This is a genomic window from Roseovarius nubinhibens ISM (assembly GCF_000152625.1).
Lineage (GTDB): Bacteria > Pseudomonadota > Alphaproteobacteria > Rhodobacterales > Rhodobacteraceae > Roseovarius > Roseovarius nubinhibens.
Genome location: NZ_CH724156.1, coordinates 128,452 through 153,921, shown reverse-complemented (window position 1 = coordinate 153,921; position 25,470 = coordinate 128,452). Strand labels below are relative to the sequence as shown.

At 65.8% G+C, this 25,470-nt stretch carries 21 protein-coding genes and 1 riboswitch; of the genes, 15 read left to right on the top strand and 6 right to left on the bottom strand.

All coding sequences use genetic code 11. From position 1 onward, the window contains the following. Positions 1 to 125: 125 nt before the first annotated feature. The 7 genes from ISM_RS00755 (at position 126) to trmB (ending at position 7,311) form a co-directional block, all read left to right on the top strand. Positions 126 to 1,139: a PhoH family protein gene (locus ISM_RS00755; protein WP_050754088.1), complete on the top strand. Its 1,014-nt coding sequence runs from the start codon at positions 126 to 128 to the stop codon at positions 1,137 to 1,139. A 28-nt stretch (positions 1,140 to 1,167) separates the two neighbouring features. Beyond that, positions 1,168 to 2,229: a phosphotransferase gene (locus ISM_RS18580; protein WP_156783281.1), complete on the top strand. Its 1,062-nt coding sequence runs from the start codon at positions 1,168 to 1,170 to the stop codon at positions 2,227 to 2,229. Next, the gene (gene ybeY, locus ISM_RS00745) at positions 2,226 to 2,726 is read left to right on the top strand and encodes an rRNA maturation RNase YbeY (RefSeq protein WP_009812177.1); all 501 of its coding nucleotides are present in this window, start codon (positions 2,226 to 2,228) and stop codon (positions 2,724 to 2,726) included. The genes ISM_RS18580 and ybeY overlap by 4 nt, the downstream gene beginning before the upstream one ends. A 36-nt stretch (positions 2,727 to 2,762) precedes the next feature. Beyond that, a complete protein-coding gene (locus ISM_RS00740) occupies positions 2,763 to 3,662 on the top strand; it encodes a hemolysin family protein (RefSeq protein ID WP_040617739.1) in 900 nt (299 codons plus the stop codon). Then, the gene (gene lnt, locus ISM_RS00735) at positions 3,659 to 5,167 is read left to right on the top strand and encodes an apolipoprotein N-acyltransferase (protein WP_009812175.1); all 1,509 of its coding nucleotides are present in this window, start codon (positions 3,659 to 3,661) and stop codon (positions 5,165 to 5,167) included. Before ISM_RS00740 ends, lnt begins: the two co-directional genes overlap by 4 nt. A 10-nt stretch (positions 5,168 to 5,177) precedes the next feature. Then, a riboswitch (SAM-SAH riboswitch) is annotated at positions 5,178 to 5,225 on the top strand. A gap of 5 nt (positions 5,226 to 5,230) precedes the next feature. Beyond that, positions 5,231 to 6,397 (top strand): methionine adenosyltransferase, encoded by a 1,167-nt coding sequence (gene metK, locus ISM_RS00730; RefSeq protein ID WP_040617738.1) that lies wholly within the window; start codon positions 5,231 to 5,233, stop codon positions 6,395 to 6,397. Between the two features lie 185 nt (positions 6,398 to 6,582). Further along, entirely contained in the window at positions 6,583 to 7,311 is a 729-nt protein-coding gene (trmB, locus tag ISM_RS00725; protein WP_009812173.1) for a tRNA (guanosine(46)-N7)-methyltransferase TrmB, read from the top strand. A gap of 40 nt (positions 7,312 to 7,351) precedes the next feature. Here the strand turns inward: trmB and argE are convergent, their stop codons facing one another. After that, positions 7,352 to 8,521, bottom strand: coding sequence for an acetylornithine deacetylase (argE, locus tag ISM_RS00720; protein WP_009812172.1), 1,170 nt, complete (start codon positions 8,519 to 8,521; stop codon positions 7,352 to 7,354). A gap of 423 nt (positions 8,522 to 8,944) precedes the next feature. Here argE and ISM_RS00715 point away from each other — a divergent pair, with 423 nt between their 5' ends. The 4 genes from ISM_RS00715 (at position 8,945) to ISM_RS00700 (ending at position 16,878) form a co-directional block, all read left to right on the top strand. Beyond that, the gene (locus tag ISM_RS00715) at positions 8,945 to 12,067 is read left to right on the top strand and encodes an Ig-like domain-containing protein (protein WP_254655625.1); all 3,123 of its coding nucleotides are present in this window, start codon (positions 8,945 to 8,947) and stop codon (positions 12,065 to 12,067) included. 71 nt (positions 12,068 to 12,138) lie between these two features. Next, a complete protein-coding gene (locus ISM_RS00710) occupies positions 12,139 to 13,458 on the top strand; it encodes a TolC family protein (protein WP_254655624.1) in 1,320 nt (439 codons plus the stop codon). Then, complete coding sequence (locus ISM_RS00705) at positions 13,455 to 15,689, top strand: ATP-binding cassette domain-containing protein (protein WP_083780864.1); 2,235 nt, start codon at positions 13,455 to 13,457, stop codon at positions 15,687 to 15,689. Before ISM_RS00710 ends, ISM_RS00705 begins: the two co-directional genes overlap by 4 nt. A gap of 1 nt (position 15,690) precedes the next feature. Further along, positions 15,691 to 16,878 (top strand): beta-barrel domain-containing protein, encoded by a 1,188-nt coding sequence (locus tag ISM_RS00700; protein WP_009812168.1) that lies wholly within the window; start codon positions 15,691 to 15,693, stop codon positions 16,876 to 16,878. Positions 16,879 to 16,884: 6 nt separating this feature from the next. Here ISM_RS00700 and ISM_RS00695 read toward each other — a convergent pair whose 3' ends face one another. Genes ISM_RS00695 through ISM_RS00680 form a run of 4 tightly spaced genes read right to left on the bottom strand, consistent with a single transcriptional unit; the run spans position 16,885 to position 19,971 of the window. Continuing rightward, positions 16,885 to 17,898 carry an OmpA family protein gene (locus tag ISM_RS00695; RefSeq protein ID WP_217622854.1) on the bottom strand — a complete coding sequence of 338 codons (1,014 nt, stop codon included), beginning with the start codon at positions 17,896 to 17,898 and terminating at the stop codon, positions 16,885 to 16,887. Between the two features lie 29 nt (positions 17,899 to 17,927). Further along, positions 17,928 to 18,497 carry a peroxidase-related enzyme gene (locus tag ISM_RS00690; RefSeq protein ID WP_009812166.1) on the bottom strand — a complete coding sequence of 190 codons (570 nt, stop codon included), beginning with the start codon at positions 18,495 to 18,497 and terminating at the stop codon, positions 17,928 to 17,930. After that, positions 18,497 to 19,252: a GNAT family N-acetyltransferase gene (locus ISM_RS00685; RefSeq protein ID WP_009812165.1), complete on the bottom strand. Its 756-nt coding sequence runs from the start codon at positions 19,250 to 19,252 to the stop codon at positions 18,497 to 18,499. Before ISM_RS00685 ends, ISM_RS00690 begins: the two co-directional genes overlap by 1 nt. Beyond that, complete coding sequence (locus ISM_RS00680; protein ID WP_040618212.1) at positions 19,249 to 19,971, bottom strand: competence/damage-inducible protein A; 723 nt, start codon at positions 19,969 to 19,971, stop codon at positions 19,249 to 19,251. Before ISM_RS00680 ends, ISM_RS00685 begins: the two co-directional genes overlap by 4 nt. Positions 19,972 to 20,056: 85 nt before the next feature. On the opposite strand from ISM_RS00680, the gene sfsA reads away from it, so the two are divergent. After that, a complete protein-coding gene (gene sfsA / locus ISM_RS00675) occupies positions 20,057 to 20,761 on the top strand; it encodes a DNA/RNA nuclease SfsA (RefSeq protein ID WP_009812163.1) in 705 nt (234 codons plus the stop codon). A gap of 1 nt (position 20,762) precedes the next feature. Here sfsA and ISM_RS00670 read toward each other — a convergent pair whose 3' ends face one another. Continuing rightward, positions 20,763 to 21,614 carry a mechanosensitive ion channel family protein gene (locus ISM_RS00670; RefSeq protein WP_009812162.1) on the bottom strand — a complete coding sequence of 284 codons (852 nt, stop codon included), beginning with the start codon at positions 21,612 to 21,614 and terminating at the stop codon, positions 20,763 to 20,765. A gap of 180 nt (positions 21,615 to 21,794) precedes the next feature. Here ISM_RS00670 and map point away from each other — a divergent pair, with 180 nt between their 5' ends. From map to adh, 3 genes are all read left to right on the top strand, one after another. Then, positions 21,795 to 22,679, top strand: a complete 885-nt coding sequence (map, locus tag ISM_RS00665) for a type I methionyl aminopeptidase (RefSeq protein WP_009812161.1) — start codon at positions 21,795 to 21,797, stop codon at positions 22,677 to 22,679. A gap of 130 nt (positions 22,680 to 22,809) precedes the next feature. Further along, a complete protein-coding gene (locus tag ISM_RS00660; RefSeq protein WP_009812160.1) occupies positions 22,810 to 23,763 on the top strand; it encodes a GAF domain-containing protein in 954 nt (317 codons plus the stop codon). Between the two features lie 148 nt (positions 23,764 to 23,911). Then, positions 23,912 to 25,432: an aldehyde dehydrogenase gene (gene adh, locus ISM_RS00655; RefSeq protein ID WP_009812159.1), complete on the top strand. Its 1,521-nt coding sequence runs from the start codon at positions 23,912 to 23,914 to the stop codon at positions 25,430 to 25,432. The last annotated feature ends 38 nt before the right edge of the window (positions 25,433 to 25,470 follow it).

The window sequence follows — 25,470 nt, the reverse complement described above, 5'->3', positions numbered from 1 at the left end:
TCCGAAAGGGGCGCGGCTTTTTTCTGCCGATTTCGTCAGTCTGGCAATGATCGGGGCATTCTGCCTTGCGCCAGGGGCGGCGAGGGGGCACGATGAGTTATGACACTTGTTTTGGGGAGCATTGATTGTCTACGACAACGCTGACGCCTGAGCCCGACCACTCTGCCATTGGCGAGGAGGTCATTGAATTTCCAGACAACTTTTTGTTGATCGATCTGTGCGGAGAGCATGATCGGAACCTGGCCGAGATCGAGCGCGCGATGGGTGTGCAGATTCTCCGTCGGGGCAATCAGCTTGCGGTCTTCGGCGAGGCCGAGCCGCGGGCGGAGGCGATCGAGGTGTTGCGGGCGCTTTATGCGCGGCTCGAAGGGGGCAAGGGGCTCGAACCCGGCGACATCGACCGCGAGCTGCGCATGGGCCACCCCGCCGAGGGCGAGAGCGGCACCGAGCGGCAGCTCGAGATGTTTCAGGGCGGGCGGGTCGAGATCAAGACCCGCAAGAAGCTCGTGGAGCCGCGCACCGAGGCGCAGAAGGCCTATGTCACCTCGCTCTTTCAAAACGAGATGGCCTTTGGCATCGGGCCTGCGGGCACCGGCAAGACCTATCTTGCGGTGGCGGTGGGGGTGAACATGTTCATCAACGGCATGGTCGACAAGATCATTCTCAGCCGTCCGGCGGTGGAGGCGGGCGAGAAGCTCGGCTATCTGCCCGGCGACATGAAGGAGAAGGTCGATCCCTATATGCAGCCGCTCTATGACGCGCTGAATGATTTCCTGCCGGGCAAGCAGCTCGCCAAGCTGATGGAAGAGAAGAAGATCGAGATCGCGCCGCTGGCCTTCATGCGGGGGCGGACGCTGGCCAATGCCTTTGTGGTGCTCGATGAGGCGCAGAACGCCACTTCGATGCAGATGAAGATGTTCCTGACCCGGTTGGGCGAGGGCTCGCGCATGGTGATCACCGGCGACCGCAGTCAGGTCGATCTGCCGCGCGGGGTGACCAGCGGGTTGCGGGATGCCGAGCGGCTTCTCGATGGGATCAAGGGCATCAGCTTTAACTACTTCACCGCCAAGGATGTGGTGCGGCACCCGCTTGTGGCGGCGATCATCGAAGCGTATGAGGCGGACGATCCGGCGAGCTGACCGGAGAGCCGCCCGAAGGCAGACAGACATGACCGCGCCGTTGCGACATCGCGCCTCTGAGGCGTCTTTGCCCCATGCCGTGCCGCTGGGGCCGGAGGGCGTGACGCGGGGCTGGCTCGGGGCGGCGCTGGGCCGTGATGTGAGCGACCTGCGGCTGGTCCGGGTCGGGGTGGATGAGGGGTTCACCGGCACGCGGCTCTACCGGGCGGAGATCGGCGGCGGCGCCTCGGTCATCGTCAAGCTCGCGTCGGAAGATGCGGCGCTGCGGGCGCGGTTTGCGGCCGAGAATGCCCGCGAGGTCGCGTTTTATCATCATTATGCCGAAGGCCTGCCGGTGCCGCGCTGTTATCACGCGGCGAGCGATGCCGAGGCCGGGGCCAGCGTTGTGGTGCTCGAAGATCTCGGGGGGGCGCGGTCGGTGCCTTTCGTGACCGGGCTCAGCCGGGACGAGGCCGAGGCGGCGGTGCGGGCGCTGGCGCGTTGCCATGCGGCGCATTGGGGGGCGGCGGGATTGGCCGATCTGCCCGGTGCATCGGTGGCGCAAGAGCTGGGCTTTGCCGCCTGCTGGGACGGCTATGCGCAGGCGTTGCAGGGGCTGTTGCCGGGGGCGGACCTCTCGCCCGAGGTGCTGGCGCTGGGCGCGGCCATGGCGCGGGATGCGGCGGCGGTTCTGGGGCCGATCCTCGACGACGGCGTTTTGACGCTGCGCCATGGCGATGTGCAGGCGGATAACCTGATGTTCGACGGTCCGGGCGCGGTGCTCTTGGATTGGCAATTCATGGCGCGGGGGCGGGGCGGCTCTGATCTCGCCTATCTGCTGATTTCGTCGCTGGAGCCCGAGGTGCGGCGGGCGCATGAAGCGGCGCTGATCGCCTGTTACCTCAACGCGCTGCAGGAGCAGGGCATCGCCTATGAGCACGCGGCTCTTTGGCGCGATTATCGGCGCGGCGTCGCGGTCAAGCTCTTGATGAGCGTGGTGGCGACGGTGGGCATGGACAATCAGGGCGCGGCGAAACAGGCGTGGCGGCGGGCCGATCTGGCGCGGCTCTTGGCCTTTGCGGCGGATCATGGTGCGGGAGAGGCGGCATGAGCAATCTGGTGGATGTGATGATCGAGGCCGAGGGCTGGGAGGCGCTGCCGCTGGCGGCGCTGGCCGAGCGCGCGGCCAAGGCGACGCTCGGCCATCTCGGGCTTGATGCGGAGGACTGGGAAATCAGTCTGTTGGCCTGTGACGATGCGCGGATTGCCGGGCTCAATGAAGAGTTTCGCGACAAGCCGCGACCGACGAATGTGCTCAGCTGGCCGTCGGAGGAACGCGGCGCCGAGACCCCCGGCGCGCGGCCCGATCTGCCCGAACCGGGGTTTGATCCCGAGCTTGGCGATATCGCGATTTCCTGGGAGACCTGCGCCGCCGAGGCGCGCGCGGCGGGCAAACCGGTCGAGGACCATGTGACGCATCTGATTGTTCACGCGGTGTTACATCTTTTAGGCTATGATCATATTCGTGACCAAGATGCCACTTTGATGGAAGCAGAAGAGGTGGTGATACTTGGCAATTTGGGGTTAGATGACCCATATAGTGTGTGACATTGGGGGCTGAGCCCCGGTTTTGGAAAGAGAGAGATGGGCGACAGTACAGACGGGTCTTCTATGGCAGCGCAGAGCGCGCAGCCGGAAACTGGCGAAGACGGCGAGGAACGGGGCGGGTTTTTCACCCGTATTTTCGGGGCTCTGAGCCCTGACAGCGAGGAACAGGACGCGCCGGAGGCTCGGGCCGAGGCGACATCGGATGTTCCCGGCATGTTCAACCTAAGCCGCAAGACGGTCGAAGACGTGGCCATTCCCAAGGCCGATATCGTCTGTGTGCCCACCACCATCACCAAGGATGAGCTGGTGCAGGTGTTCCGCGACAGCGGCATGTCGCGCCTGCCGGTCTATAAGGGCACGCTCGACACGCCGCAGGGGATGGTTCACCTCAAGGATTTCGCGCTCAAACACGGGTTCAACGGCAATAGCGGGCGGTTCTCGCTCAGCCAGCTGTTGCGGCCGATGTTCTATGTGCCGCCGTCGATGCCGATCGGCGTGCTGCTCGCCAAGATGCAGAGCGAACGGCGGCATATGGCGCTCGTCATTGACGAATATGGCGGGGTGGATGGGCTGCTGACCATCGAGGACCTCATAGAACAGGTCATCGGCGAGATCGAAGATGAGCATGACATCGACGAGGGCGCCTATTGGAGCGAGGAAAAGCCGGGCAGCTATCTGGCGCTGGCCAAGACCCCGCTCGAAGAGTTCGAGGCCGAGACCGGGCTGCGTCTGACCGAGATGGAAGATGTGGACGAAGAAGAGATCGACACGCTCGGCGGGCTGATCTTCATGATGCTCGGCCGGGTTCCGGTGCGCGGCGAGGTGATTGAACATCCCTCCGAGGCCGTGTTCGAAGTGGTCGAGGCCGATCCGCGCCGGATCAAGCGGTTGCGGGTGCGGGTGCCCGAGACGAAACAGGCCGGAGGCGCCGGGTGAGCGAATGGCGCCGACGCGGGCTCTTGGCGCTGGCCGGGGTCGGGATGGGCGCCGGGCAGGCGCCCTTTTCTCTGTGGTGGCTGGCGCTTCTGGCGCTCGGCGCGGTGCTGTGGCTCTTGCCCGGGGCGGCGAGCCTGCGCGGCGCGGCGCTGCGCGGCTGGTGGGCCGGGGCGGGCTATGTGCTCGCCACGCATTTCTGGATCATTGACCCGTTTCTGGTGGACCCGGTGCGCCATGGCTGGATGGCGCCTTTTGCGCTCTTGGGCATGGCGGGGGGGCTGGCGCTCATCTTCGGGGCGGGGACGGCGCTGGCGCATTGGCTGGGCTGGAACGCGCAGAGCCGGGGGCTGGCGCTCATCCCGGCCTTGTTGTTGGCCGAGCTGTTTCGCGCCTATGGGCTGACCGGGTTTCCCTGGGCGCCTTTGGGGTCGCTCTGGCTCGAGACGCCGGTGGCGCAGACGGCGGCGCTCTGGGGGGTGCACGGGCTGGGGGCGCTGACGCTTTGCCTGCTTCTGGTGCCGATGGCGCTTCGGGCGCGGCCCGGGTTGGCCATGGGGGCGGCTTTGCTGTCGCTCGCCACCGTAGCCGGGCTCTGGCACTGGGGCGCGGGGCGGATGAATGTGCCGCAAGAGCCCACCGGTCAGGTGGTGCGGGTGGTCCAGCCCAATGCGGCGCAGCATCTCAAATGGGACCCGGCCTATATGCCGGTCTTTTTCAACCGGGCGCGCGAGTTGACGGCGATTGCCGGGCCCGAGGGCGCGCGGCCCGATCTCATCGTCTGGCCCGAGACCTCGGTGCCGGCGCTGTTGCACCATGCCGACAATCTCATCGCGGCCATCGAAGAGGCGGCGCAGGGCGTGCCGGTGCTCTTTGGCGTGCAGCGCAGCGAGGCGGGGCTTTACTACAATTCGCTCGGCGCGCTGCGCGAGGGCGAGGTGCAGATCTATGACAAGCGGCATCTGGTGCCCTTTGGCGAATACATGCCCTTTGGCGAGCTGTTGAGCCAATGGGGGATCACCCATCTCGCCTCGGCCCAGGGCTATGGCTATGCGCCGGGGCCGGAGGGGCAGGCGCTGCTCGATCTCGGGCCGCTGGGCAAGGGGCTGCCGCTGATCTGCTATGAGGGGATTTTCCCGCAGGATCTGCGCGGCTTTCCCGAGCGGGCGGATTGGCTGGTGCTGGTGACCAATGACGCGTGGTTCGGGCAGTTGACCATGCCCTATGCCCATCTCGATCAGGCGCGGATGCGGGCCATCGAGACCGGGCTGCCGATGATCCGGGCGGCCAACACCGGGATTTCGGCGGTGATCGATGCCGAGGGCCGGGTGATCACGCGGCTGGGGCTGGGCGAGACGGGCTATGCCGATGCGCCGCTGCCGCCGCCGCGGGCCGAGACGCCCTATGCGCGGCTGGGCGACCTGCCGGTGTTGCTCTGGGGACTCGCGTTTCTGCTGGCGCTGGGCGCGGGCCGAATAGCCATTGACCGCAGGCGGCGCGCGTCCTAACCAATCGCCATCCCCGTCACAACGGCTTCCTGGCGTGGCGGATGACCCTAATGGAGCGATTTCATGGCAAGACAGAACTACACCTTCACCTCTGAATCCGTGTCGGAGGGGCATCCCGACAAGGTGTGCGACCGCATTTCGGACGCGATCCTCGACAGTTTCCTGCGCGAGGAAGAAGACGCCCGCGTCGCCTGCGAGACCTTTGCCACATCCGGCATGGTGGTGATCGGCGGCGAGGTCGGCCTGTCCGACCAGGAAAAGCTCAAGAATTACATGGGCCGCATCGGGCAGATCGCCCGCGATTGCATTAAGGACATCGGCTATGAGCAGGAAAAGTTCCACTGGAACACCTGCCATGTGCTGAACTTCCTGCATGAGCAATCGGCCCATATCGCGCAGGGCGTGGACAAGGACGGTGCCGGCGATCAGGGCATCATGTTCGGCTTTGCCACCAATGAGACGCCCGAGCTGATGCCGGCGCCCATCCAGTACGCCCATGCGATCCTGCGGCGGCTGGCCGAGGTGCGCAAATCCGGCGCCGAGCCGACGCTGCGCCCCGACGCCAAGAGCCAGCTCTCGGTGGTCTATGAAGATGGCAAGCCGGTGGGGGTGAGCTCTATCGTGCTCTCCACCCAGCATGAGAGCGAAGACCAGTCGAGTGACGACATCCGCGCCATTGTCGAGCCCTATATCCGCGAAGTGCTGCCCGATGGCTGGATCACGGATGCGACCGAATGGTGGGTGAACCCCACCGGCACCTTTGTCATCGGCGGCCCCGATGGCGATGCGGGCCTCACCGGGCGCAAGATCATCGTCGACACCTATGGCGGCGCCGCACCGCATGGCGGCGGGGCCTTCTCGGGCAAGGACCCGACCAAGGTCGACCGCTCGGCGGCCTATGCGGCGCGCTATCTGGCCAAGAACGTGGTCGCTGCCGGCATGGCCGAGCGCTGCACCATCCAGCTCAGCTATGCGATCGGGGTGAGCAAGCCGCTGTCGATCTATGCCGACACCCATGGCACCGGTGAGCTCGCCGATGCCGAGATCGAACGGGCGGTGGCGCGGTCCATGGATCTCACGCCGCGCGGCATCCGCACCCATCTCGAGCTCAACAAGGCGATCTACGAGCGCACCGCGGCCTATGGCCATTTCGGCCGCGCCCCCGAGGATGATGGCGGCTTTAGCTGGGAACGCACCGATCTGGCGGAGACGCTCAAGAAAAACGCCTGATCCCACGCTGGGACAGGTAGATCGGGGCGGCGCTGGGCAACCTGCGCCGCCCTGTCTCTTTCTTGCGCGGCCCCATCCTCTTTCTGGTGTCAAATACCCAAATCCGGCCTTGGCCCCGGCGCGCAGGGCTTTGGGAGGAGGGCTAGGGATTGCGCCCCGCGCCGCGCGGCGCTACATCGCGGCGCATGACGCAGGATGATGACACCCCCCAAACCCATGCCTCGGGCGCGCCCTGGCGGAATTTCTATGGCCGCTTCAAGGGCAAGACCCTGAAGGACAGTCAGAAGCGCTATCTCGACGAGGATCTGGCGGCGCTGTCGCCGGGGCCGGTGGGCTGGGAGGAAAACCCCGAGCGGGTGGCTCTCGACCTCGAGGCGCGGTTCGGCAGACGCCCGGTCTGGCTCGAGATCGGTTTTGGCGGCGGCGAGCATCTGGTGCATCAGGCGCAGTCCAATCCGGATGTGGCGATCATCGGCGCCGAGCCCTTTATCAACGGGGTGGCGATGCTTTTGGGCAAGATCCGCCGCGCCGGGGTCGAGAACCTGGCGGTGCATCCGGGCGATGCGCGCGATCTTTTTGACGTGCTGCCGGAGGCCAGTATCGAGCGGGCCTTTCTCCTCTATCCCGATCCCTGGCCCAAAAAGCGGCATCATCGCCGCCGGTTTGTCACGCCCGAGCATCTGGCGCCCTTGGCGCAGGTGATGAAGCCCGGCGCGATCCTGCGGGTGGCGACGGATATTCCCGATTACGTGCGCCAGACCCTTGAAGAGGTGCCGCGCCACGGGTTCGAATGGCTGGCCGAGGGGCCGAGCGACTGGCGCGAGAGCTGGGGCGACTGGATCAGCACGCGCTATGAGCAAAAGGCGCTGCGCGAGGGGCGGGTGCCCCATTACCTGACGTTCCGCCGCCTGTAAGCGCGGCGCTAAGGGTATTTGACACCAGAAAGAGGCGGGGTCAGAGCCTGTCGCCCAGCCTGTCTCCGAGCCTGTCGAGCATGTCGAGGCATTGGCTCAGCTGATCGAGCGAGACATATTCATCGGCCTTATGGGCCTGTTCGATCGAGCCCGGGCCGCAGACCACCGCCGAGAGGCCATAGTGCTGAAAAAGCCCGGCCTCGGTGCCGAAGGCCACCAGATCGGGGCGGGCGCCGCCGGTCAGCTCCAGCACGATGTCGCGGGCCTCATTGGCGTCGGCGGGTTCGAGCCCGGTAACCTCGGCGATCATTTCGGTGTCGATGCGGGCGTCGGGGTCGACCGCCTGCATGGCGGGCAGGAGCACATTGGCGCAATAGTCGCGCAGGTTCTGCTTGACGAAGTCGGCGTCGGAATTTTGCACCGGGCGCATTTCCCAATCGACGCGGGCGGCGGAGGGGATGACGTTATGGGCGACGCCGCCGGTGAGCCCGCCGGTGTTGATCGTGGTCCAGGGCGGGTCAAAGCGGCTGCTGGCCGGGGCGCGGGCGCGCAGCTCGTCCTTGAGGTCGAGCAGCCGGGTGACGTAGCGGGCGGCATATTCGACCGCGTTGACGCCGCGATCGGGGGCCGAGCCATGGCCTGCGAGCCCGTGGAAATGGGTGGAATATTCGAAACAGCCCTTGTGGCCTTCGATGACGCGCATCGAGGTCGGTTCGCCGATGATGGCGAGGCCGGGGGTGAGGCCTTTGTCGCGCAGGCTCTGGATCAGGGCCTGACCGCCGAAACAGCCGGTTTCCTCATCATAGGTGAAGGCGAAATGCAGCGGCCGGTCCTTGACCCGGCTGGCAAAGGAGGGGGCGAGCGCCACGCAGGCGGCGATAAAGCCCTTCATGTCACAGCTGCCGCGGCCATAGACCCGGTCGTCGCGCAGGTCGGCGAGGAAGGGATCGGTGGTCCAGTCCTGATCGGCCACCGGCACCACATCGGTATGGCCCGAGAGCACGATGCCGCCGTCGCGTTCGGGGCCGAGCGTGGCAAAGATATTGGCCTTAGCGCCGGTGTCGTCATGGAAAAGATCGACCCGCGCGCCGGCGGCGTCGAGCAGATCGGCCAGCGCCGCGATCATGTCGAGATTGCTCTGATCCGAGATGGTCGGATAGGCGATCATCTGTTCCAAAAGCTCGGTCGTGCGGGAGAGATGGTCGGACATGGCGGGCCTCTGGGATGGTCGTGTCGGGGGAGAGTGAAGCGCAATTAATCCGGGGTCAAGATCGGATTATTTTGAGGAAAATCAACCTATAGGAGAGTGACTGTGCGCCCATGCAGTGTTGCAAATTTGACTCTTAAAACCGTTTGACTCCCGTGTGTTAGCGCGCGGCGCGCGGGAGGCGGCGCGCGAAGCCCCTGTAAATGCACGCCAAGCCGCGAAGTTGGGAGAAATCCTGAAAATTTTCTGGCAGAAATGTGGCGGTGGGATTAAATTCGGCGCAGACGACCAAAATCAACAAAAACGCCTTCACGCCAAAGTGGGGGCAGAGGCTTTAAGAGTGGTGGTGTTATGAAGGCGATTGATTTCGTCACCCGCACGAGTGCGGGTGCAGCCCAATATGGGTCCATTTCCGAAAACGACAGCATGATGACGCTCCGGGCCGAACCGGGGCAGGAGCTATCGCTCAACCTGCGGCAATCCGAGGTCAACGGATATGCGCGCAGCGGCGGCGATCTGCAGATCACCTTGGCCGATGGGCGGGTGATCATTCTCGAAGATTATTTTGGCGCCGATGGGGTGCCGGACAGCCGGCTCTTTATCTCGGCGGATGGTTACCTCAACGAGGTGACGCTGGTCGAGGGCGGCAATGGCACGCTCTACGCGCAATATGGGCCGACCGAGCAATGGGGCAAGTGGAGCCCGTCGGAAGAGCTGATCTTCCTCGACGAGGACGAGCGGGTCGCGGCGATTGCCGGGACCGGTGACGAGAATGTCTCGATGCTCGGGGCGGCGGCGCTTTTTGGCGGCAGCGGTCTGGCGACAGCGGCGGGTGTGGGCGCGGCGGCGGTGGCGGCCTCGACCCTCATTCCGGGCGATGGCAGCGGCTCGGGCGACGGGCGGATTGCCCCGTCGGTGGATCAGGAGGGGCCGATCACGCTCGGCGGTGACGGGGTTGGCCCGGACACCGATAGCGTGACCCTCACCGGTCGCGCCGAGCCGGGATCGACCGTCACGGTCACCCTGGGCGACAAGAGCGTCGAGACCACCGCCGATGACGAGGGCAATTGGCAGGCCGAGTTTGCCGGCGACACTTTCCCCTCGGACGGCATGCACACCGTCAATGTGACTGTGGTCGAGCCCGATGGCACGACGAGCGATCTGGCCGGGCCGGAGATCACCATTGACACGACCCCGCCCGAGACCTCTGTGACCCAAGGCACCGAGGCCAGCGGCGAGATTTTCAACGCCGAAGAATTCGGGCAGGGGATCGAGCTTGCCGGGAGCGGCGAGCCGGGGGCGACGATCAGCGTCACCGTCGAGGGCGTGACCCGCGAGACGGTGGTGAGCGAGAGCGGCAGCTGGAGCGTCACCTATGAGGCGGGCAGCCTGCCCGAGGGCGAATACACCAGCGCGGTGACGGTGATCAGCCGCGACGCCATGGGCAACAGCACCACGGTGACCGAAAGCATCGCAATCGACACGGTGGCCAATGCGGTCAGCATCTCGACCAGCCAGATCGAGGGCGATGGCACGATCAACCAAGCCGAAGAGGCGGATGGCACCACCATCGTTGGCACCGCCACGCCGGGGGCTGTGGTCGTGGTGAGCGTGCAAGGCGTCGAGCAGACGGTGACCGCGGGCGGCGATGGCAGCTGGAGCGTGACCTTCGCGCCGGGGACCTTGCCGCAGGGCACCTATGAGGCCGAGATCACCGCAAGCAGCACCGATGCGGCGGGCAATGTGAACACCACCACCGGCACGGTGCAGGTGGACACGCGGGTCGATAATTTCGCCCTGACCAGCAGCAGCGGCGGCGCTGATGGGGTGATCAACGCGCAAGAGGCGCAATCGGGGCTGGAGGTCACCGGCACGTCCGAGCCGGGCTCGACCATCGTGGTGCAGCTTGGCAGCCAACAGGTGACGGCGGTGGCCGGGGCCGATGGCAGCTGGAGCGCGACATTTGCCGCGACCCAGATCACGCCGGGCACCTATACCGCCACGATGACCGCCACGGCCACCGATCTTGCCGGCAATACGAGCACCCAGACCCAGAGCGTCACGGTGGACACCGAGGCGGGGCTCTTGACGCTCAATGCCGATCAGATCGGCGGCGATGGCACGATCAACCAGACCGAGGCGCAGGCCGGGGTGCAGGTCACGGGCCGCGCCGATCCCGGTGCGACCGTCACCGTCACGCTCGACGGGGTGGCGCATGAGGTTGTGGCGGGGGCCAATGGCGTCTGGACCACCACCTATGCCAGCCATGAGATCACCGAAGGCGTGCATGATCCGGTGTTGACCGCCACCACCACCGACGCGGCGGGCAATGCCACTTCGGTCAGCGATACGGTGCATGTGGACACCAGGGTCGACAATCTCACCATGGGCGGCGGCGGCTTTGCCGCGACGAGCGATGGCCGTTCGGTGATCAATGGCGATGTGGCCGGATCGGGGTTCGAACTCACCGGCACGGTCGAGCCGGGCTCGACGGTGTTTGTCAGCATTGGCGGCACGCGGGTCGAGGCGGCGGTCGATGCCAGTGGCAATTGGGTCGCGAGCTTTGGCCCCGGCGCGATTGCGGGCGGCGAATATGATGCGGCGCTGACCGTCGATGTCACCGACGGGGCGGGCAACACGCAGAGCCTCACCGATACGGTGCGGGTCGACACGCTGGTCAATACGCTCGACAAGGACAGCCCGGTCGAGGGCGACAATGTGGTCAATGCGGCGGAGGCCTCGGACGGGGTCACGCTGACCGGCAAGGTCGAGCCGGGCTCGACCGTCACTGTCGATCTCTTTGGCAAGAGCTATGCGGCGGTGGTCGATGCTTCGGGCAATTGGCGGGTCGATCTTCCGGCGGCGGATATTCCGCAGGCGGAGGAGAGCTTTGACATGGTGATCCGCGCGACCGATGCGGCGGGCAATGTGAGCAGCGTGACCGATAGTCTGGCCATCGACACTTTGGTGCCGGATCAGCCGGATGTGGTGGGCTATTTCCGCGACCATTCGGGCAACCGGAACACCACGATCGAGACCACCGACGAGGACATTTCCATTCACCGTGTGGATGGGCCGGAGGGGGCGCAAGAGCTCAACCTCTATGAGGCGAAGGATGCGTTTCTCAACGAGTCGACCTATCACTTCCTCGATGCGGCGGGCGCGCCGAAGAGCATCCCCGATGGATCGGAACTTGTCATCACCGGGACCGATGCGGCGGGCAATGCCAACAGCACCTATCTGGTGCTCGACGAGGCGGGGGTGACCACGGTCGATCTCGGCAGCAACGCGGTGGACGGGTTCAACATCGAGACCGTCGATCTGCGGTTCAGCGACCAGACCGAGCTTACCATCACCGCCGATATGCTGGCCGGGCTGTCGGAGAACTCCGACACGCTTTTGGTGCGCGGCGGGACCGATGACACGCTCACCATCAGCGGCGCCAGCAAGACCGGCACCAAAGACGTCGATGGCGAGGCCTATAGCGTCTACAGCTTCGACAATGGCAGCTCGATCGTGGTCGATGACGACATCAAGACCGTCATCTGATCGCGTGACAGGCGGCCCCCGGCATGGCGGGGGCCGCGCATAACAAAAAGCTACCGATCAAGGGGCAGTACATGGGGCAATGGGTTTGTAAGTCAGGGGTGATGCGGCCGGTGGCGGGGCTTGTGGCCATGGTGGCGCTGTCGGGCTGTCTGGCCCCCGAGGCGGGCGATGGCAATGCGGTGTCGCGCTTTCTCGCCAAGCCGGCGACGGCGGGGGCCGCGCCGCAGCAAGATGCGCAGAGCACCGTGATTTCAGATTTGCAGGTCCGGCAGAGCGTTCTGCCCCAGGGCAGCGCCTATGCCCGAGTGGCGCAGGCGGTGCTGGCGGCCAACAGCCGCAGCGCCGAGGCCGAGCTGCGCGCCGCGCGACTGCGCGCCGAGGCCGCGTCAAAGAACTGGCTGCCGAAAATCGGGCCGAATATTTCGCTCAGCTCGCTGAGCGAGGTGGTGGCGACGATCTTTGTCGAGCAGGTGCTCTTCGATCACGGGCGGCTCAAGGCCGAGCGGCGCTTTGCCAAGGCCGATGTCGAAGTGGCCGCCGTAGGGCTTGCCGAGGACAGCAATGCGCGGGTCGAAACCGCGCTCGATCTCTATCTCGATGTGCAGGAGGGGCGGGCGCGGGCGGCGCTGCAGCAGGCCTCTCTCAAGGATATGCGCCATTTCGAATGGGTCATGCAGGAGCGGGTCAAGGGCGGGGTCTCTGACCCGTCGGATCTGAGCGTGCTGAGGCAGAAGCTGGGCGAGATCGCCTCGGATCTGCGCTCCGCCGAGGAGCAGTCGCGCACCGCCATGGCCGAGCTCAACGCGATGAGCGCCACGCCGCTCGATGCGGTGCAGGGCGGCGGCACGGTGGCGGTGGCCACGACCAGCGCGCGGCCCTTGTCGATGCTGCGGGCCGAGGCCGAACGCGACCGCGCCGTGGCGCAGGCACAGGTGGACCGGGCGGGGCTCTTGCCCGGGCTGACCGCGAGCGGCACGACGGGCACGCAATCGAGCGGGCCGAATGTGACGCTCGGCGGGGGCGAGCTTCTCGGTCTCGGGACCGGCGCCAACCTCAAGGCCATCGCGATGGAGCGTGATGCGGCCGACCGGCGCGTGGCGCAGGCCGAAGAGGACAGCAACCGCGTGCTGCGCCGTCTCGAGGCGCGGATCGAGGGATTGCGGCGGCAGAGCGAAGAGGCCGCACGGCTGAGCCAGCAGGCCAAGACCAATCTCGACCTGTTTCAGCGCCAGTATGACGCCGGGCAACGGCAGGTGATGGATGTGGTCGGCGTCTACGAGACCTATGCCCAGCGCCGCAGCCTCGCCATTGATCACCAATATGAGCTGTCGCGGGCGCGGATCGAGCTGGCGCGCCATCTGGGGGTGCTGGCAGATGGGGGTGATGTGTGAGCGGCAAACCCGTCACGCTCAGCTTTACCGGGGTTTCGGCACGCCCGGGCCCGACGCCACCGGCGCAACCGGTGTCGAACGACCCGCATCCGCCACGGCAGGCGGCGGCACAGACGTCCGATCTGGAGCCACGGCTGCGCACGCGGGCCGACCTGGCGTCGATCTACAGCGCCCTGCTGGGACAGCCGATCCCCTCGGGTGATATTTACGAACGGATGCTGCGCTTTGGCGAGGGCAATGACATTTCGCCCGAGCGGCTGGCCGAAGGGATGGGCGCTTCGGGGCTCTTGATCTCGGTGCGCCGGGTGGCGAGCGCCGCCGAGGCGGAGTGGCCGGCGCTGGCGCAGATGACCAGCGGGCAGCATGTTCTGGTGCTGGGCGCGGCCGAGGGCGAGATCATCCTCTATGACCGGAGCTGCGTCGACAATCGCGCGCGGGTGCCGCTCGCAAGCTTTGATCCGGTCTTTGCCGGGATCACGATCCATGCCGAGGCGAGCCTTGCCCAGATCGCCGAGCGCCATGTGCCCGAGACGGCCCAGCCGCATTGGTTCTGGGGCCAGTTCCGGCAGTTCAAACGACAGTTCGCGGAAATCGCGCTCGGGTCTTTCGTGGCCAATCTGCTGGCGGTGGCGGTCGCGCTGTTTTCGCTGCAGGTCTATGACCGGGTGATCCCGCATCAATCGGTGGCGACGCTCTGGGTGCTGGCCATTGGCGCGATGATGGCGCTGGTGATGGAAGGGGTTCTCAAACTGGCGCGGGCCAAGCTCATGGATGGGGTCGGGCGGCAGATCGAGGTGACGGTGCAGGATCTTCTGATGTCCCGCATTCTCGGCATGCGCTCGCAAGAGGCGGGGCGGTCGCCCTCGACGCTGTTCACCGCGATGCGCGAATTTGGCTCGGTGCGCGAGTTTTTCACCGCCTCGACCATCGGCTCGGTGGCGGATATTCCGTTTCTCTTCGTCTTCCTGCTGCTGGTCGCCTCTATCGCGGGCAATGTGGTCTGGGTTCTGGTGCTCGGCGGCATCATCATGGTGGTGCCGGGGTTTTTCCTGCAAAAGCGGATGATCCGCCTCACGCAGGAGACACAGGGCGCGGGCGGCAAGGCATCGCGGCTCTTGCATGAGGCGATATTCGAGCTCGACACCGTCAAGACGCAGCGCGGCGAGGATCGGGTGCGGCGCCTCTGGGCCGAGCTCACCAGCCTCTCGGCGCTCAAATCCAGCGAACAGCGCAAGCTCGCCTCGGCGCTCACTTTCTGGTCGCAGGCCATTCAGCAGGGCACGTTCGTGGTGGCGATCGTGGTCTGTACCTTCCTCGTCTTCGCGGGCGAATTTACCGTGGGCTCGATCATCGCGGTGAGCATCCTCACCAGCCGGACGCTGGCACCGCTGACCCAGATCGCGGGCACTATGGCGCGCTGGGGCAATGTCAAATCGGCGCTCGACGGACTTGACGCGATTGCCGGGTCCGAGCAGGAGCGCGCGGCGGGGCGGAGCTATCTGCGGCGTGACGAGATCGGCGGCGGCTATGATCTGCGCGAGGTCCGGTTCGGCTATGATGACGAGGGCGGCGCGCCGGTCCTCGATATTGCCGGGATCAGCATTCAGCCGGGTCAAAAGCTCGCCGTGCTGGGATCGAACGGGTCGGGCAAGACGACTTTGCTCAAGCTTCTGTCGGGGCTTTATGCGCCGGAGGCCGGGCGGGTGATGCTCGACGGGACGGATATGGGCCAGATCGAGCCGGGCGATTTGCGACGGCTCATCGGCTATCTCGGCCAGGACGTGCGGCTCTTTGCCGGGACGCTGCGCGAGAACCTCAACCTGACGCTGCTCGAGCGCGACGATGCGCGGCTGATGGCGGCGCTCGATTTTGCCGGGCTGGGGCCGTTCGTGCGGGCCCATCCCAAGGGGCTCGACCTCGAGATCGGCGATGGCGGGCAGGGGCTCAGCCAGGGGCAGCGGCAATCGGTCGGCTGGGCGCGGCTCTGGCTGCAGGACCCTAAGGTGTGCTTGCTCGATGAGCCGACCGCGGCGCTCGATCAGACGTTGGAACGCACGCTGGTGAGCCGGCTTGAGACATGGCTCGACGGGCGGACGGCGGTGATCGCCACCCACCGGGTGCCGATCCTGGCGCTCACCGACCGGACGATGATCCTGCAAAACGGGCGGCTCGCGGTAGATGGGCCGCGCGACAAGGTTCTGGCCCATCTGACCAGCGCCGGAGGGGCGTGAGATGGCGGTCGGGACGACGAACCTCGCGGGGCAGCTCAACGCGCGGCTGCGCGGCGCGAGCCTGACGATCTGGCTCTGTGCGGCGACGGTGTTTTTGTTTATCGTCTGGGCGGGTTTTGCCTGGCTCGACGAGATCGTGCGCGCCGAGGGGGCGTTTATTTCCTCGTCGCGGCCGCAGATCATCCAGAACCTCGAAGGCGGTATCCTCTCCGAGCTCAGGGTGCAGGAGGGCGATGTGGTGGCGCAGGGCGATGTTCTCGCGCGGCTGCATGGCACACAGTTCCGGTCCTCGGTCGAAGACCTAAGCGATCAGGTGGCGGCGCATGAGATCCGGCGGCTGCGGCTCGAGGCCGAGCTGGCGGGGCAGTTCGATTTCACCGTGCCCGAGGATCTGGCAACCCGCAGCCCGGATATCGTGGCCTCGGAGCGGTCGCTCTTGCAGGCGCGGCAGGCCGATTACGTCAAGCGCAGCGAAGGCGCGGGCGCGGTTCTCAAACAGGCGCGCGAAGAGATGGACCTGCTCGAGCGGCTTCTCAAGAAGAAGGTGGTGGCGCTGATCGAAGTGACCCGGGCGCGCAAATCCCATGCCGATGCCAAGACCCGCTATGATGAAATCGTCACCCAGACCGAGCTCGACCGGGCGCAGGAGTATTCCGACACGCTCAAGGAGCTGGCGACGCTGCGGCAGAACCTCGCGGCCTCGCTCGATCAGCTCGACCGGACGACGCTGGTGAGCCCGATGCGCGGCATCGTCAATGATCTCAACATCACCACCATCGGCGGCGTGGTGCGGCCGGGCGAGCAGATCCTGTCGATCACCCCGCTCGATGAAGAGCTCTTTGTCGAGGCGCGGGTGGCGCCCGAGGATATCGGCAATATCCGCGAGGGGCAGGAGGCGACGATCAAGCTCACCGCCTATGATTACACGATCTATGGCACGCTCAAGGGCGAGGTGGATTTCATCTCCTCCGACACGTTCAAGGATGAAAACGCCCGCGATCCCAATGGCGATCCGCATTACAAGGTGACGCTCAAGGTCGATATGACCGCGCTCACCCCGCGTCAGCAGGCGATCGAGATCCGCCCCGGCATGCTCTCCGAGGTCGAGCTGCACACCGGCGGCAAGACGGTGCTGCAATATCTGCTCAAGCCGCTCTACAAATCGAAAGAAGCGTTCCGCGAGCCGTGATCGGCCCTATTGGGTGGTGAGAAGCACCGCCTCGACGCGGCGGTTGGCCTGACGCCCGGCCTCTGTGAGGTTCGACGCGATGGGCGCGAGATAGCCCACGCCATCGGCCTCGAGCTGGGCGCGGGGCACGCCGTGACCCTCGACCAGACGGTCGAGCACGGCCCGGGCGCGTTGCCGCGAAATCGAGATGTTGATGTCGCGCCCGCCGGTGGCATCGGTATGCCCGACCAGCGCGATGCGGCGCGCACCATCCCCCTTGAGATAGGCGGCCAGCGCGGTGAGCGAGGCAAAGGGCCCGGGGCCGAGCGTGGCCGAGCCGGTGGCAAAGTCGAGATCGCCAAGGATGCCGTGGCCTTGTGACATGAGCTGTTCGGTGATCTCGCCGGGCGCGCCCCCGGTGATCGGTGCGCTGGGCGTCGGCGGGGTCGCAGTGCCGGGGTTGGGCGCGGTCTCTGGGGTCGCAGTCTCGGTGGGCGTCGTGGCCGGATCGGGGGCGGTGGTGCTGGCGCGGATGCGCAGCGGTTCCGCGCCCTCGGGACGGACCAGCGTGATCTGGGCATAGGTGTTGGCGCCGGTGGTGCTGATCAGCACGGTGGCATGGGGCGCGGTATCGCCTTGGCCGAGGCGGGCCGAGAGAAAGCGATAGTCGAAGAGATCGACGAACATCGCGGGCGCGGGCAGCACATCCAGGCCAAAGCGAAAGTCGAACCCGCCACAGTCGCGGCCCGCGCAGCGCAGCATGGTCTGATAGCCCGCCTCACCCAATTGCCGGGCGAGCGCGTCGAGCGCCTGCAGCGTGCTGGTGCCGCCGCCGGTGATCCGCCAGCTTTGCAGGTCGATGGTGCCTTCGATGTACTGCGTCGGTATATGGTCGGTGTCCCATCGGTCCAGCGGCACGGCCAGACGGTCGCCCGTCCGGCTCTCCTGATGGGTCTGAACGGCGCGGCCCGGCAGCACCAGGTCGAGCGCCAGAGAGGGAGCGCCGAAACCGGTGGCGCCAAGACACAAAAGGGCAGGCAACCCCCGCCGGACAAAGCCAGCCCGCATGGTCACCGGGCCTGGGCGTGATAATCGGGATTGGGCTGCATCGCGGTGGCGCTGGCCACCCGGTTCGACATGTTGAAGAACCCGGTCACATTGGCGATGTCCCAAATATCGCGGTCGCTGAACCCGGCGTCGCGCAGCGCCTGACGGTCGGCCTCGGTGATCTTGGCGCTGGCGGTCGTGACCTTTTCGGCAAACTCGAGCATCGCGGTCTGGCGCGTGTCGAGATCGGCCATGCGCCAGTTCATCACCATCGCCTCGCCCAGTTCGGGCCGTCCCGAGAGCGCCCGCACCGCCGCGCCATGGGCGACCTGACAGTACCAGCAGCGGTTGATCGCGCTGACCACCACGGCGATCATCTCGCGCTCGAGCTTGCTCAGCCCGCTGTCGGCGAGCATGAGGTCGTTGTACATGGCGGTGAAGGCGTTGAGCTTGTCGATGTCGAACGCATAGGCCTGCAGCACATTGGGGATCATCCCGAGCTTGTCCTGACAGACATCGAAATATTTCTGCGTCTCGGGCGGCAGCGGGTCGACCATCGGCAGGTCGAGCGCGGTGGGGCGTGGGTCACTCATCAATCTTCATCCTTCTTGATACGGTAATGATAGCCGCCGACACGGGCCATGCCGAGAGCGGAATAGAGCGCGTTGGCGCCTGTGTTGGCGGCGGTGCAGATCACCGACATATGGCGCGCGCCCTGGGCGGCGGCCCAGCGGGCGGCCTCGATCATCAGCCAGCGGCCCTGACCGGCGCGGCGCTGGCTTGCGAGCACTTCGAGCGCGTGGACCATGGCGATGCCGTCATGCAGCCCGACATAGCCGGTGGCGGCGGGGCGGTCGCCATTGCGGCCAAAGAGCGAGGTCTTGGGGCAGGTGGCGCGGTCCATCACGGCGAGCCGTGCCGGGCCGATGCCACCCTTGGCCCAGATGTCGCGCTGAATGGCCATCGGCTCCCAGATGTGAAAGCTCGCGGTGCGCGGCGGGGTCATCTCGCTCAGCGTCTCGATCGGCGAGAGCCAGATGTTGACCGGGTCGATGATGTCATAGCCCGCATGGGCGAGCTGCGCGTCAAAGTCGTGATCGCCATCGCGCAGCATGAAGAGCGGTGTTTCGCCCTGCGCGCGCATGGCGCTTGCTGCGCGGGCGATCTCACCCTCGGGGGCGGTGCCGCCGGGGGTGTCGAGCGTCGCCGCCGAGACCCGTTTGCCGCCGCCCGCACCATCGCGCAGGGTAAAGGGCGCGGCGGGGATGAGCCGGGCCGCGGGCCAAGTCACCTCGACCACCTCATAGAGACGGGCCATGTCGGGGGTCTGATTGGCCGGGGCGCTCATGCGGGAAAGGCCCGGTCGAGCGCCGCCATCGCCGCATCGAGCCGCGCGGCATCCGAGCCGCGCACCACCACATTGGTGCCAAAGGCGCCGTTGAGCTGAAACGGGTAGGAGCCAAAGCTCAGCTCGGGGAACTCCTCGGCGATCTGGCCGAGGGTCGCGGCAATATCGCCTTCGCCGCGCAAGAGCTGCAGGCTCTGCGACAGGATCGGCGCGCCGCCGGTGAGCGTCGGCAGGACGCCCGCCACCATCGCCTCGAAGATCGCCGGGACGCCGGCCATGACATGGACGTTTTCAAGGCTGAACCCCGGGGCGGCGCTGATCGGGTTTTCAATGAGCGTCGCGCCCTCGGGAATGCGGGCCATGCGCAGCCGCGCCTCGTTCAGCTCGATCCCCTGCCGGTCGTAATGGGCGGCGAGGATGGCGCGGGCGTCGTCGCGCACATCGATGGGCCGGTCAAAGGCGCGGGCCACATTGTCGGCGGTGATGTCATCATGGGTCGGGCCGATGCCGCCGGAGGTAAAGACATGGGTGTAGCGCGCCGCCAGCGCCTTGACGGCCTCGGTGATCGCGTCGGGCACATCGGCCACCACGCGGACCTCTTCGAGGTCGATGCCGTGGCTGGTCAGCGCCTTGGCGAGATGGTGCATATTGGCGTCGCGGGTGCGGCCCGAGAGGATCTCGTCCCCGATGATCAGCATGGCAGCGGTGGGATTGGTCATGGCGGCCTCTTGGAGTTCGGCAAGCACGGGGGCACCGGGGGTGCCCGTCTTGAACGGGTGTTGCATTGGGTATAGGGCCGGGACCATGCGCTTTCAAACCCCTCTTGTGCCGGCACGGCTCATTCGTCGCTATAAACGCTTTCTGGCGGACATTCGGCTCGATGCGGACGGGCGGGAGGTGACGGCCCATTGCGCCAATCCCGGGTCGATGATGGGGCTGGCCGAGCCGGGGATGCGGATCTGGGTCGAGCCCAATGACGATCCCAAGAAGAAGCTCAAATTCGGCTGGCGGTTGGTCGATCACGAGAACGGCCATTTCACCGGGGTGGATACGAGCCTGCCCAACCGGGCGCTGCGCGCGGCGCTCAAAGCGGGGCAGGTGGCGGAGCTGGCGGGCTATGATCTCATCCGCCCCGAAGTGCCCTATGGCGAGAAGAGCCGGATTGATTTCCTGTTGAGCGGGCCTGCGCGGCGTGATGCCTATGTCGAGGTGAAATCCGTGACGCTGTCGCGGCAGGCGGGGCTCGCGGAGTTTCCCGACAGTGTCACCGCGCGCGGCACCAAGCATCTCATGGAACTGGCGCGCATGGCCGAGGCCGGGCATCGGGCGGTGATGCTCTATCTCGTGCAGCGGACGGATTGCCGCGAGATGACCCTCGCCCAGGACATCGACCCGGCCTATGCGGCGGGCTTCGCGGCGGCGCGGGCGGCGGGGGTCGAGGTGATCGCGCTCGATTGTGCGATCAGCCCCGAGGCCGTCACCCTGCGCGACAGGGTGACGGTGCGATAGCTCACTTGGCCTGGACGAGGGTGCGGGTCGGGAAGGGAATGTCGAGCCCGTTGTCGTCGAGCGCCTCTTTGACCTTGCGCTTCATATCGGCCTGATACTGAAAGTAATCGGCCGAGCTGACCCAGACGCGGACGAGGAAATCGACCGAGCTGTCGCCCAGATTGTTGACCTGAAAGAAGGGCGCGGGATCGTCGAGCGAGCGTTCGTCCGCCATGATCGTGTCGCGGATCACCTCTTCGGCCCGGGCGAGATTGACGCCATAGCCCACGCCAAAGGTCCATTCGGCGCGGCGCAGCGGATAGGTCGAGTAGTTGGAGATCGTGTTGCCCCAGACCTCGGAATTGGGGATGATCGTCTGCACATTGCCGAGGCTGGCGATCTCGGTCACGTTGAGCGTGATATCCTTGACCGTGCCCATTTCGCCTGCGACCGCGATGAAATCGCCGATCTTGAAGGGGCGAAAGAGGATGATCATCACCCCCGCCGCCACATTCGACAGCGTGCCTTGCAGCGCCAGACCGATGGCCAGACCCACCGCACCGATGGCGGCGATGAGCGAGGTGGTCTGAATGCCGAAAGTGTTGAGCACGAAGAGCGCGGTGAAGGCGAGGATCGTGTAGCGGGCGATATTGCCGAGAAAGTGAAACAGCGTCTGATCGAGCGAGGCGTGGCGCTCGCTCAGCCCGGTGATGCGGCGCTTGGCCCAGCCCGACAGGACGATGCCGAGAAGGATGATCACGATGGCCGCGACGAGACTGCCCAAAAGGCCGGTCAACGCCTTGAGCGTCACGAGATCGGCCAGGGTCTGACCGTTGTAGATTTCCTGATTGAACAGATCCTGCAAAGCATCCATGGCTGCGTGTCACTCCTGTCGTTTTCAACTGGCACCGGGTTTGCGCGGCGCTATGTCATAGATTGTCGGGCGCGCCCAGCAGGGCAACAGGGGTGTCCGGGTGTCGCGGCGCGCACGTGGTAAAAATGTCCCGCCCCTATGGCCCTTGGCGCACATATTGCCTAGATAGGGCGCGAAGTGATGAAAACCCTGTTTAAATTCTTGAGGCCCAGCGTGAACGACCAGCATCGCGGCAGACTGACCAAGGACGGCATCCGTATCCATGAGGCGGAAGATTTTGCCGGGATGCATGCCGCCGGACGGCTGGCGGCGGAGATCCTCGACGAGGTGGCGGAAAACGTCTTTGTCGGCCAGAGCACGGCGGCGATCGACAAGCTGATCGAGGACCGGGTCGAGGCGGCGGGGGCGAAATCGGCCACCATCGGCTATCGCGGCTATCAGCATGCCTCCTGCATCAGCGTCAACCATGTGGTCTGTCACGGCATTCCCGGCGACAAGATCCGCAAATGGAAGAACGACACCTCCAAGCGCGACGATGACACGCTCATCGATGGCGATATCATCAATGTCGATGTGACGGTGATCGTCGATGGCTGGTATGGCGACACCAGCCGCATGTTCGTCGCGGGCAAGCCGAAACCCTATGCCGAAAAGCTCATCCAGGTGACCCATGACGCGCTGATGATCGGCATTGAGGCGGTCAAGCCAGGCAATACATTTGGCGACATCGGCCATGCGATTCAGACCTATGTCGAGGCGCAGCGCATGTCGGTGGTGCGCGATTTCTGCGGTCACGGGCTGGGCCGGGTATTCCACGCGCCGCCCAATGTGCTGCATTACGGGCGGCCGGGCACGCAGGCGGTTCTCGAAGAGGGCATGTTCTTTACCATCGAGCCGATGGTCAATCTGGGCCGCCCCGAGACCAAGGTGCTGTCGGATGAGTGGACCGCGATCACCCGCGACAAATCGCTCTCGGCGCAGTTCGAACATTCGATCGGCGTGACGGCCAATGGCTGCGAGATCTTCACCCTCTCGCCCAAGGGCAAGTTCCACCCCACCTCCTGAGCGCGGCCAGACCCGCAAAGGCTCTGAGCCAGATCCGCGCCCGTGAAAGCTGCGGGCGGCGGGGTCTTTCGCGCAAAGATTGCCAAGTGGCCCCGCCGCGGCTAGTCTTTCTCCTCAGGGAGGATGACGCGTGAGCCAAGGCAAGCGCCATATCGAAACCGTGCTCGCCGCGGTGCAATCGGGCCGTGCGGCGGCCCGTTCGGCGCTGGCGGCGTCCTGGTGGCGGTCTTTGGAAAAGCATGGGCTCGATCCGGGGCGCACCGAGGGTGTGGTCTTGGAGGGGCGCGAGCTTGCTGAGCGGCGCGCGCGACACGATCATTTTCTGCATGTGGCGGCGCCCAAGCTCGATCAGCTCTATACGCTGGTGGGCAGTTCCGGCTGTGGCGTGGTGCTGACCGATGCGGCGGGGGTGATCCTCGACCGGCGCTGTGGCGATGGCGACCGGGGCGTCTTCGACGGCTGGGGTCTGCGCAATGGCGCGGATTGGAGCGAGGCGCGCGAGGGCACCAACGGCATCGGCACCTGCATCGCAGAAGAGCGGCAGGTGACCATCCACCGCGACGAACATTTCCTCGCCCGCAACATCGGCATGAGCTGTCTCGACGCGCCGATCTTTGGCGCCGACGGGCAATTGCTCGGGGCGCTCGATGTGTCGAGCGCGCGGGCCGATCAGACGGCGGGGGTCAACCGGCTCATCGCGGCCACCGTGGCGCAGACCGCGCAGGCCATCGAGGCGGAATATTTCCGCGCGTCTTTTCCGGGCGCGCGCATCGTCGTGGCGGCGGAGGGCGAGGGCGCGCTGTCGACGCTTTTGGCGGTGGATGGCGATGATCTCGTGGTGGGGGCGACGCGGGCGGCGCGGCGGGCCTTCGGGCTCGAGCCGCGAGGCACGCTGCGGCCACGGCCGGCCAGCGATGTGATCGGCGGCGAGGCCGGGCCGCGCGGCCTCGAGCGGGCCGAGCGGGCGGCGCTCAAACGGGCCTTGGCGCGGGCCGATGGCAATGTGAGCGCGGCGGCCCGGGCGCTCGGGATCGGGCGGGCGACGCTCTATCGCCGGATGAAGCGGCTCGGGCTCGACGGCTGATTGTCACGGACGGTGCCCCCTGTGTGTCTCAGTTCTGAGACGAAACACCGCTGCAATCTGTTGCCCCCCGCCTGACCAAACCGGCGACATGGGGCAGCCTCAGAGATGATCCGGGTGGAGGACCCGGACCATTTGAGGAGGATACACAATGAACGAGATGACCCAAGCCGAGACCGGCTTTGCCTCGCCTTTCAAGGTGCGCTACGACAATTATATCGGCGGCAAATTCACGGCCCCGGTCAATGGCCGCTATTTCGACAATGTGACGCCGATCACCGGCGCCAAGGTCTGTGAAGTGGCGCGCTCGGACGCGGCGGATGTCGAGCTGGCGCTCGATGCGGCCCATGCGGCCAAGGAGAGCTGGGGCGCGATGGCCGCCGCTGAGCGCTCGACCTTGCTGCTCAAGCTGGCGGATAAGATCGAGGCCAATCTCGAGCTCATCGCCACCGCCGAGACCTGGGACAATGGCAAGCCGATCCGCGAAACCATGGCGGCGGATATCCCGCTGGCGGTGGATCACTTCCGCTATTTCGCCGGGGTGCTGCGCGGTCAGGAAGGCGCGATGAGCCAGATCGACAATGATACGGTCGCCTATCACTTTCACGAGCCTCTCGGCGTGGTCGCCCAGATCATCCCGTGGAATTTCTCGATCCTGATGGCGGCGTGGAAGCTTGCCCCGGCGCTGGCGGCGGGCAATTGCGTGGTGCTGAAACCCGCCGAACAGACGCCCGCCGCGATCATGGTGCTGACCGAGATCATTGGCGAGATGCTGCCGCCGGGGGTGCTCAACATCGTCAATGGCTATGGCGCCGAGGTCGGCGCGGCGCTCGGCCAAAGCAAGCGGATCGCCAAGATCGCCTTTACCGGCTCGACCCAGACCGGGCGGCAGATCATGCAATATGCCACCGAGAACCTGATCCCGGTGACGCTCGAGCTGGGGGGCAAATCGCCCAATATCTTCTTCTCCGACGTGATGGCCAAGGATGACGCCTTTCTCGACAAGGCGGTCGAGGGCTTCGTGCTCTTTGCCTTCAACCAGGGCGAGGTCTGCACCTGTCCGAGCCGGGCGCTCATCCAGGAGGACATCTATGAAGAGTTCATTGCCCGCGCCATCGAACGGGTGAAGGCGATCAAACAGGGCGATCCGCGCCTGCCCGACACGATGGTCGGGGCCCAGGCCAGCGCCCAGCAGCAGGAGAAGATCCTCTCCTATTTCCAGATCGGCGTCGAAGAGGGGGCCGAGGTGCTCACCGGCGGCGCGGCGGCCCCGATGGAGGGCGATCTCTCGGGCGGCTATTACATTCAGCCGACGATCCTCAAGGGCCACAACAAGATGCGGGTCTTCCAGGAGGAAATCTTTGGCCCGGTGGTGTCGGTGACCACGTTCAAGGATGCCGACGAGGCCTTGGCGCTGGCCAATGACACGATGTACGGGCTTGGCGCGGGCGTCTGGTCGCGCGACGCCAACACCTGCTACCGCTTTGGCCGGGCGATCGAGGCGGGGCGCGTCTGGGTCAACAATTACCACGCCTATCCGGCCCATGCGGCCTTTGGCGGCTACAAGCAATCGGGGATCGGGCGCGAAAACCACAAGATGATGCTCGAACATTACCAGCAGACCAAGAACATGCTGGTGAGCTACAACCCGAACAAGCTGGGGTTCTTCTGATCCTACTCTCGGAAGGAGCCTGGGGGCGGGGGGGCGTC

Excerpts from the sequence above, each read along its gene's own strand:
- ISM_RS00690 (WP_009812166.1), bottom strand. The coding sequence starts at position 18,497 with ATGAGTGACCCACGCCCCACCGCGCTCGACCTGCCGATGGTCGACCCG.
- map (WP_009812161.1), top strand. The coding sequence starts at position 21,795 with ATGAAAACCCTGTTTAAATTCTTGAGGCCCAGCGTGAACGACCAGCAT.
- metK (WP_040617738.1), top strand. The coding sequence starts at position 5,231 with ATGGCAAGACAGAACTACACCTTCACCTCTGAATCCGTGTCGGAGGGG.
- adh (WP_009812159.1), top strand. The coding sequence starts at position 23,912 with ATGAACGAGATGACCCAAGCCGAGACCGGCTTTGCCTCGCCTTTCAAG.
- ISM_RS00680 (WP_040618212.1), bottom strand. The coding sequence starts at position 19,971 with ATGACCAATCCCACCGCTGCCATGCTGATCATCGGGGACGAGATCCTC.
- ybeY (WP_009812177.1), top strand. The coding sequence starts at position 2,226 with ATGAGCAATCTGGTGGATGTGATGATCGAGGCCGAGGGCTGGGAGGCG.
- ISM_RS00670 (WP_009812162.1), bottom strand. The coding sequence starts at position 21,614 with ATGGATGCTTTGCAGGATCTGTTCAATCAGGAAATCTACAACGGTCAG.
- ISM_RS00710 (WP_254655624.1), top strand. The coding sequence starts at position 12,139 with ATGGGGCAATGGGTTTGTAAGTCAGGGGTGATGCGGCCGGTGGCGGGG.
- ISM_RS00700 (WP_009812168.1), top strand. The coding sequence starts at position 15,691 with ATGGCGGTCGGGACGACGAACCTCGCGGGGCAGCTCAACGCGCGGCTG.
- ISM_RS00685 (WP_009812165.1), bottom strand. The coding sequence starts at position 19,252 with ATGAGCGCCCCGGCCAATCAGACCCCCGACATGGCCCGTCTCTATGAG.
- argE (WP_009812172.1), bottom strand. The coding sequence starts at position 8,521 with ATGTCCGACCATCTCTCCCGCACGACCGAGCTTTTGGAACAGATGATC.
- ISM_RS00715 (WP_254655625.1), top strand. The coding sequence starts at position 8,945 with ATGATGACGCTCCGGGCCGAACCGGGGCAGGAGCTATCGCTCAACCTG.
- sfsA (WP_009812163.1), top strand. The coding sequence starts at position 20,057 with ATGCGCTTTCAAACCCCTCTTGTGCCGGCACGGCTCATTCGTCGCTAT.
- ISM_RS18580 (WP_156783281.1), top strand. The coding sequence starts at position 1,168 with ATGACCGCGCCGTTGCGACATCGCGCCTCTGAGGCGTCTTTGCCCCAT.
- ISM_RS00740 (WP_040617739.1), top strand. The coding sequence starts at position 2,763 with ATGGGCGACAGTACAGACGGGTCTTCTATGGCAGCGCAGAGCGCGCAG.
- trmB (WP_009812173.1), top strand. The coding sequence starts at position 6,583 with ATGACGCAGGATGATGACACCCCCCAAACCCATGCCTCGGGCGCGCCC.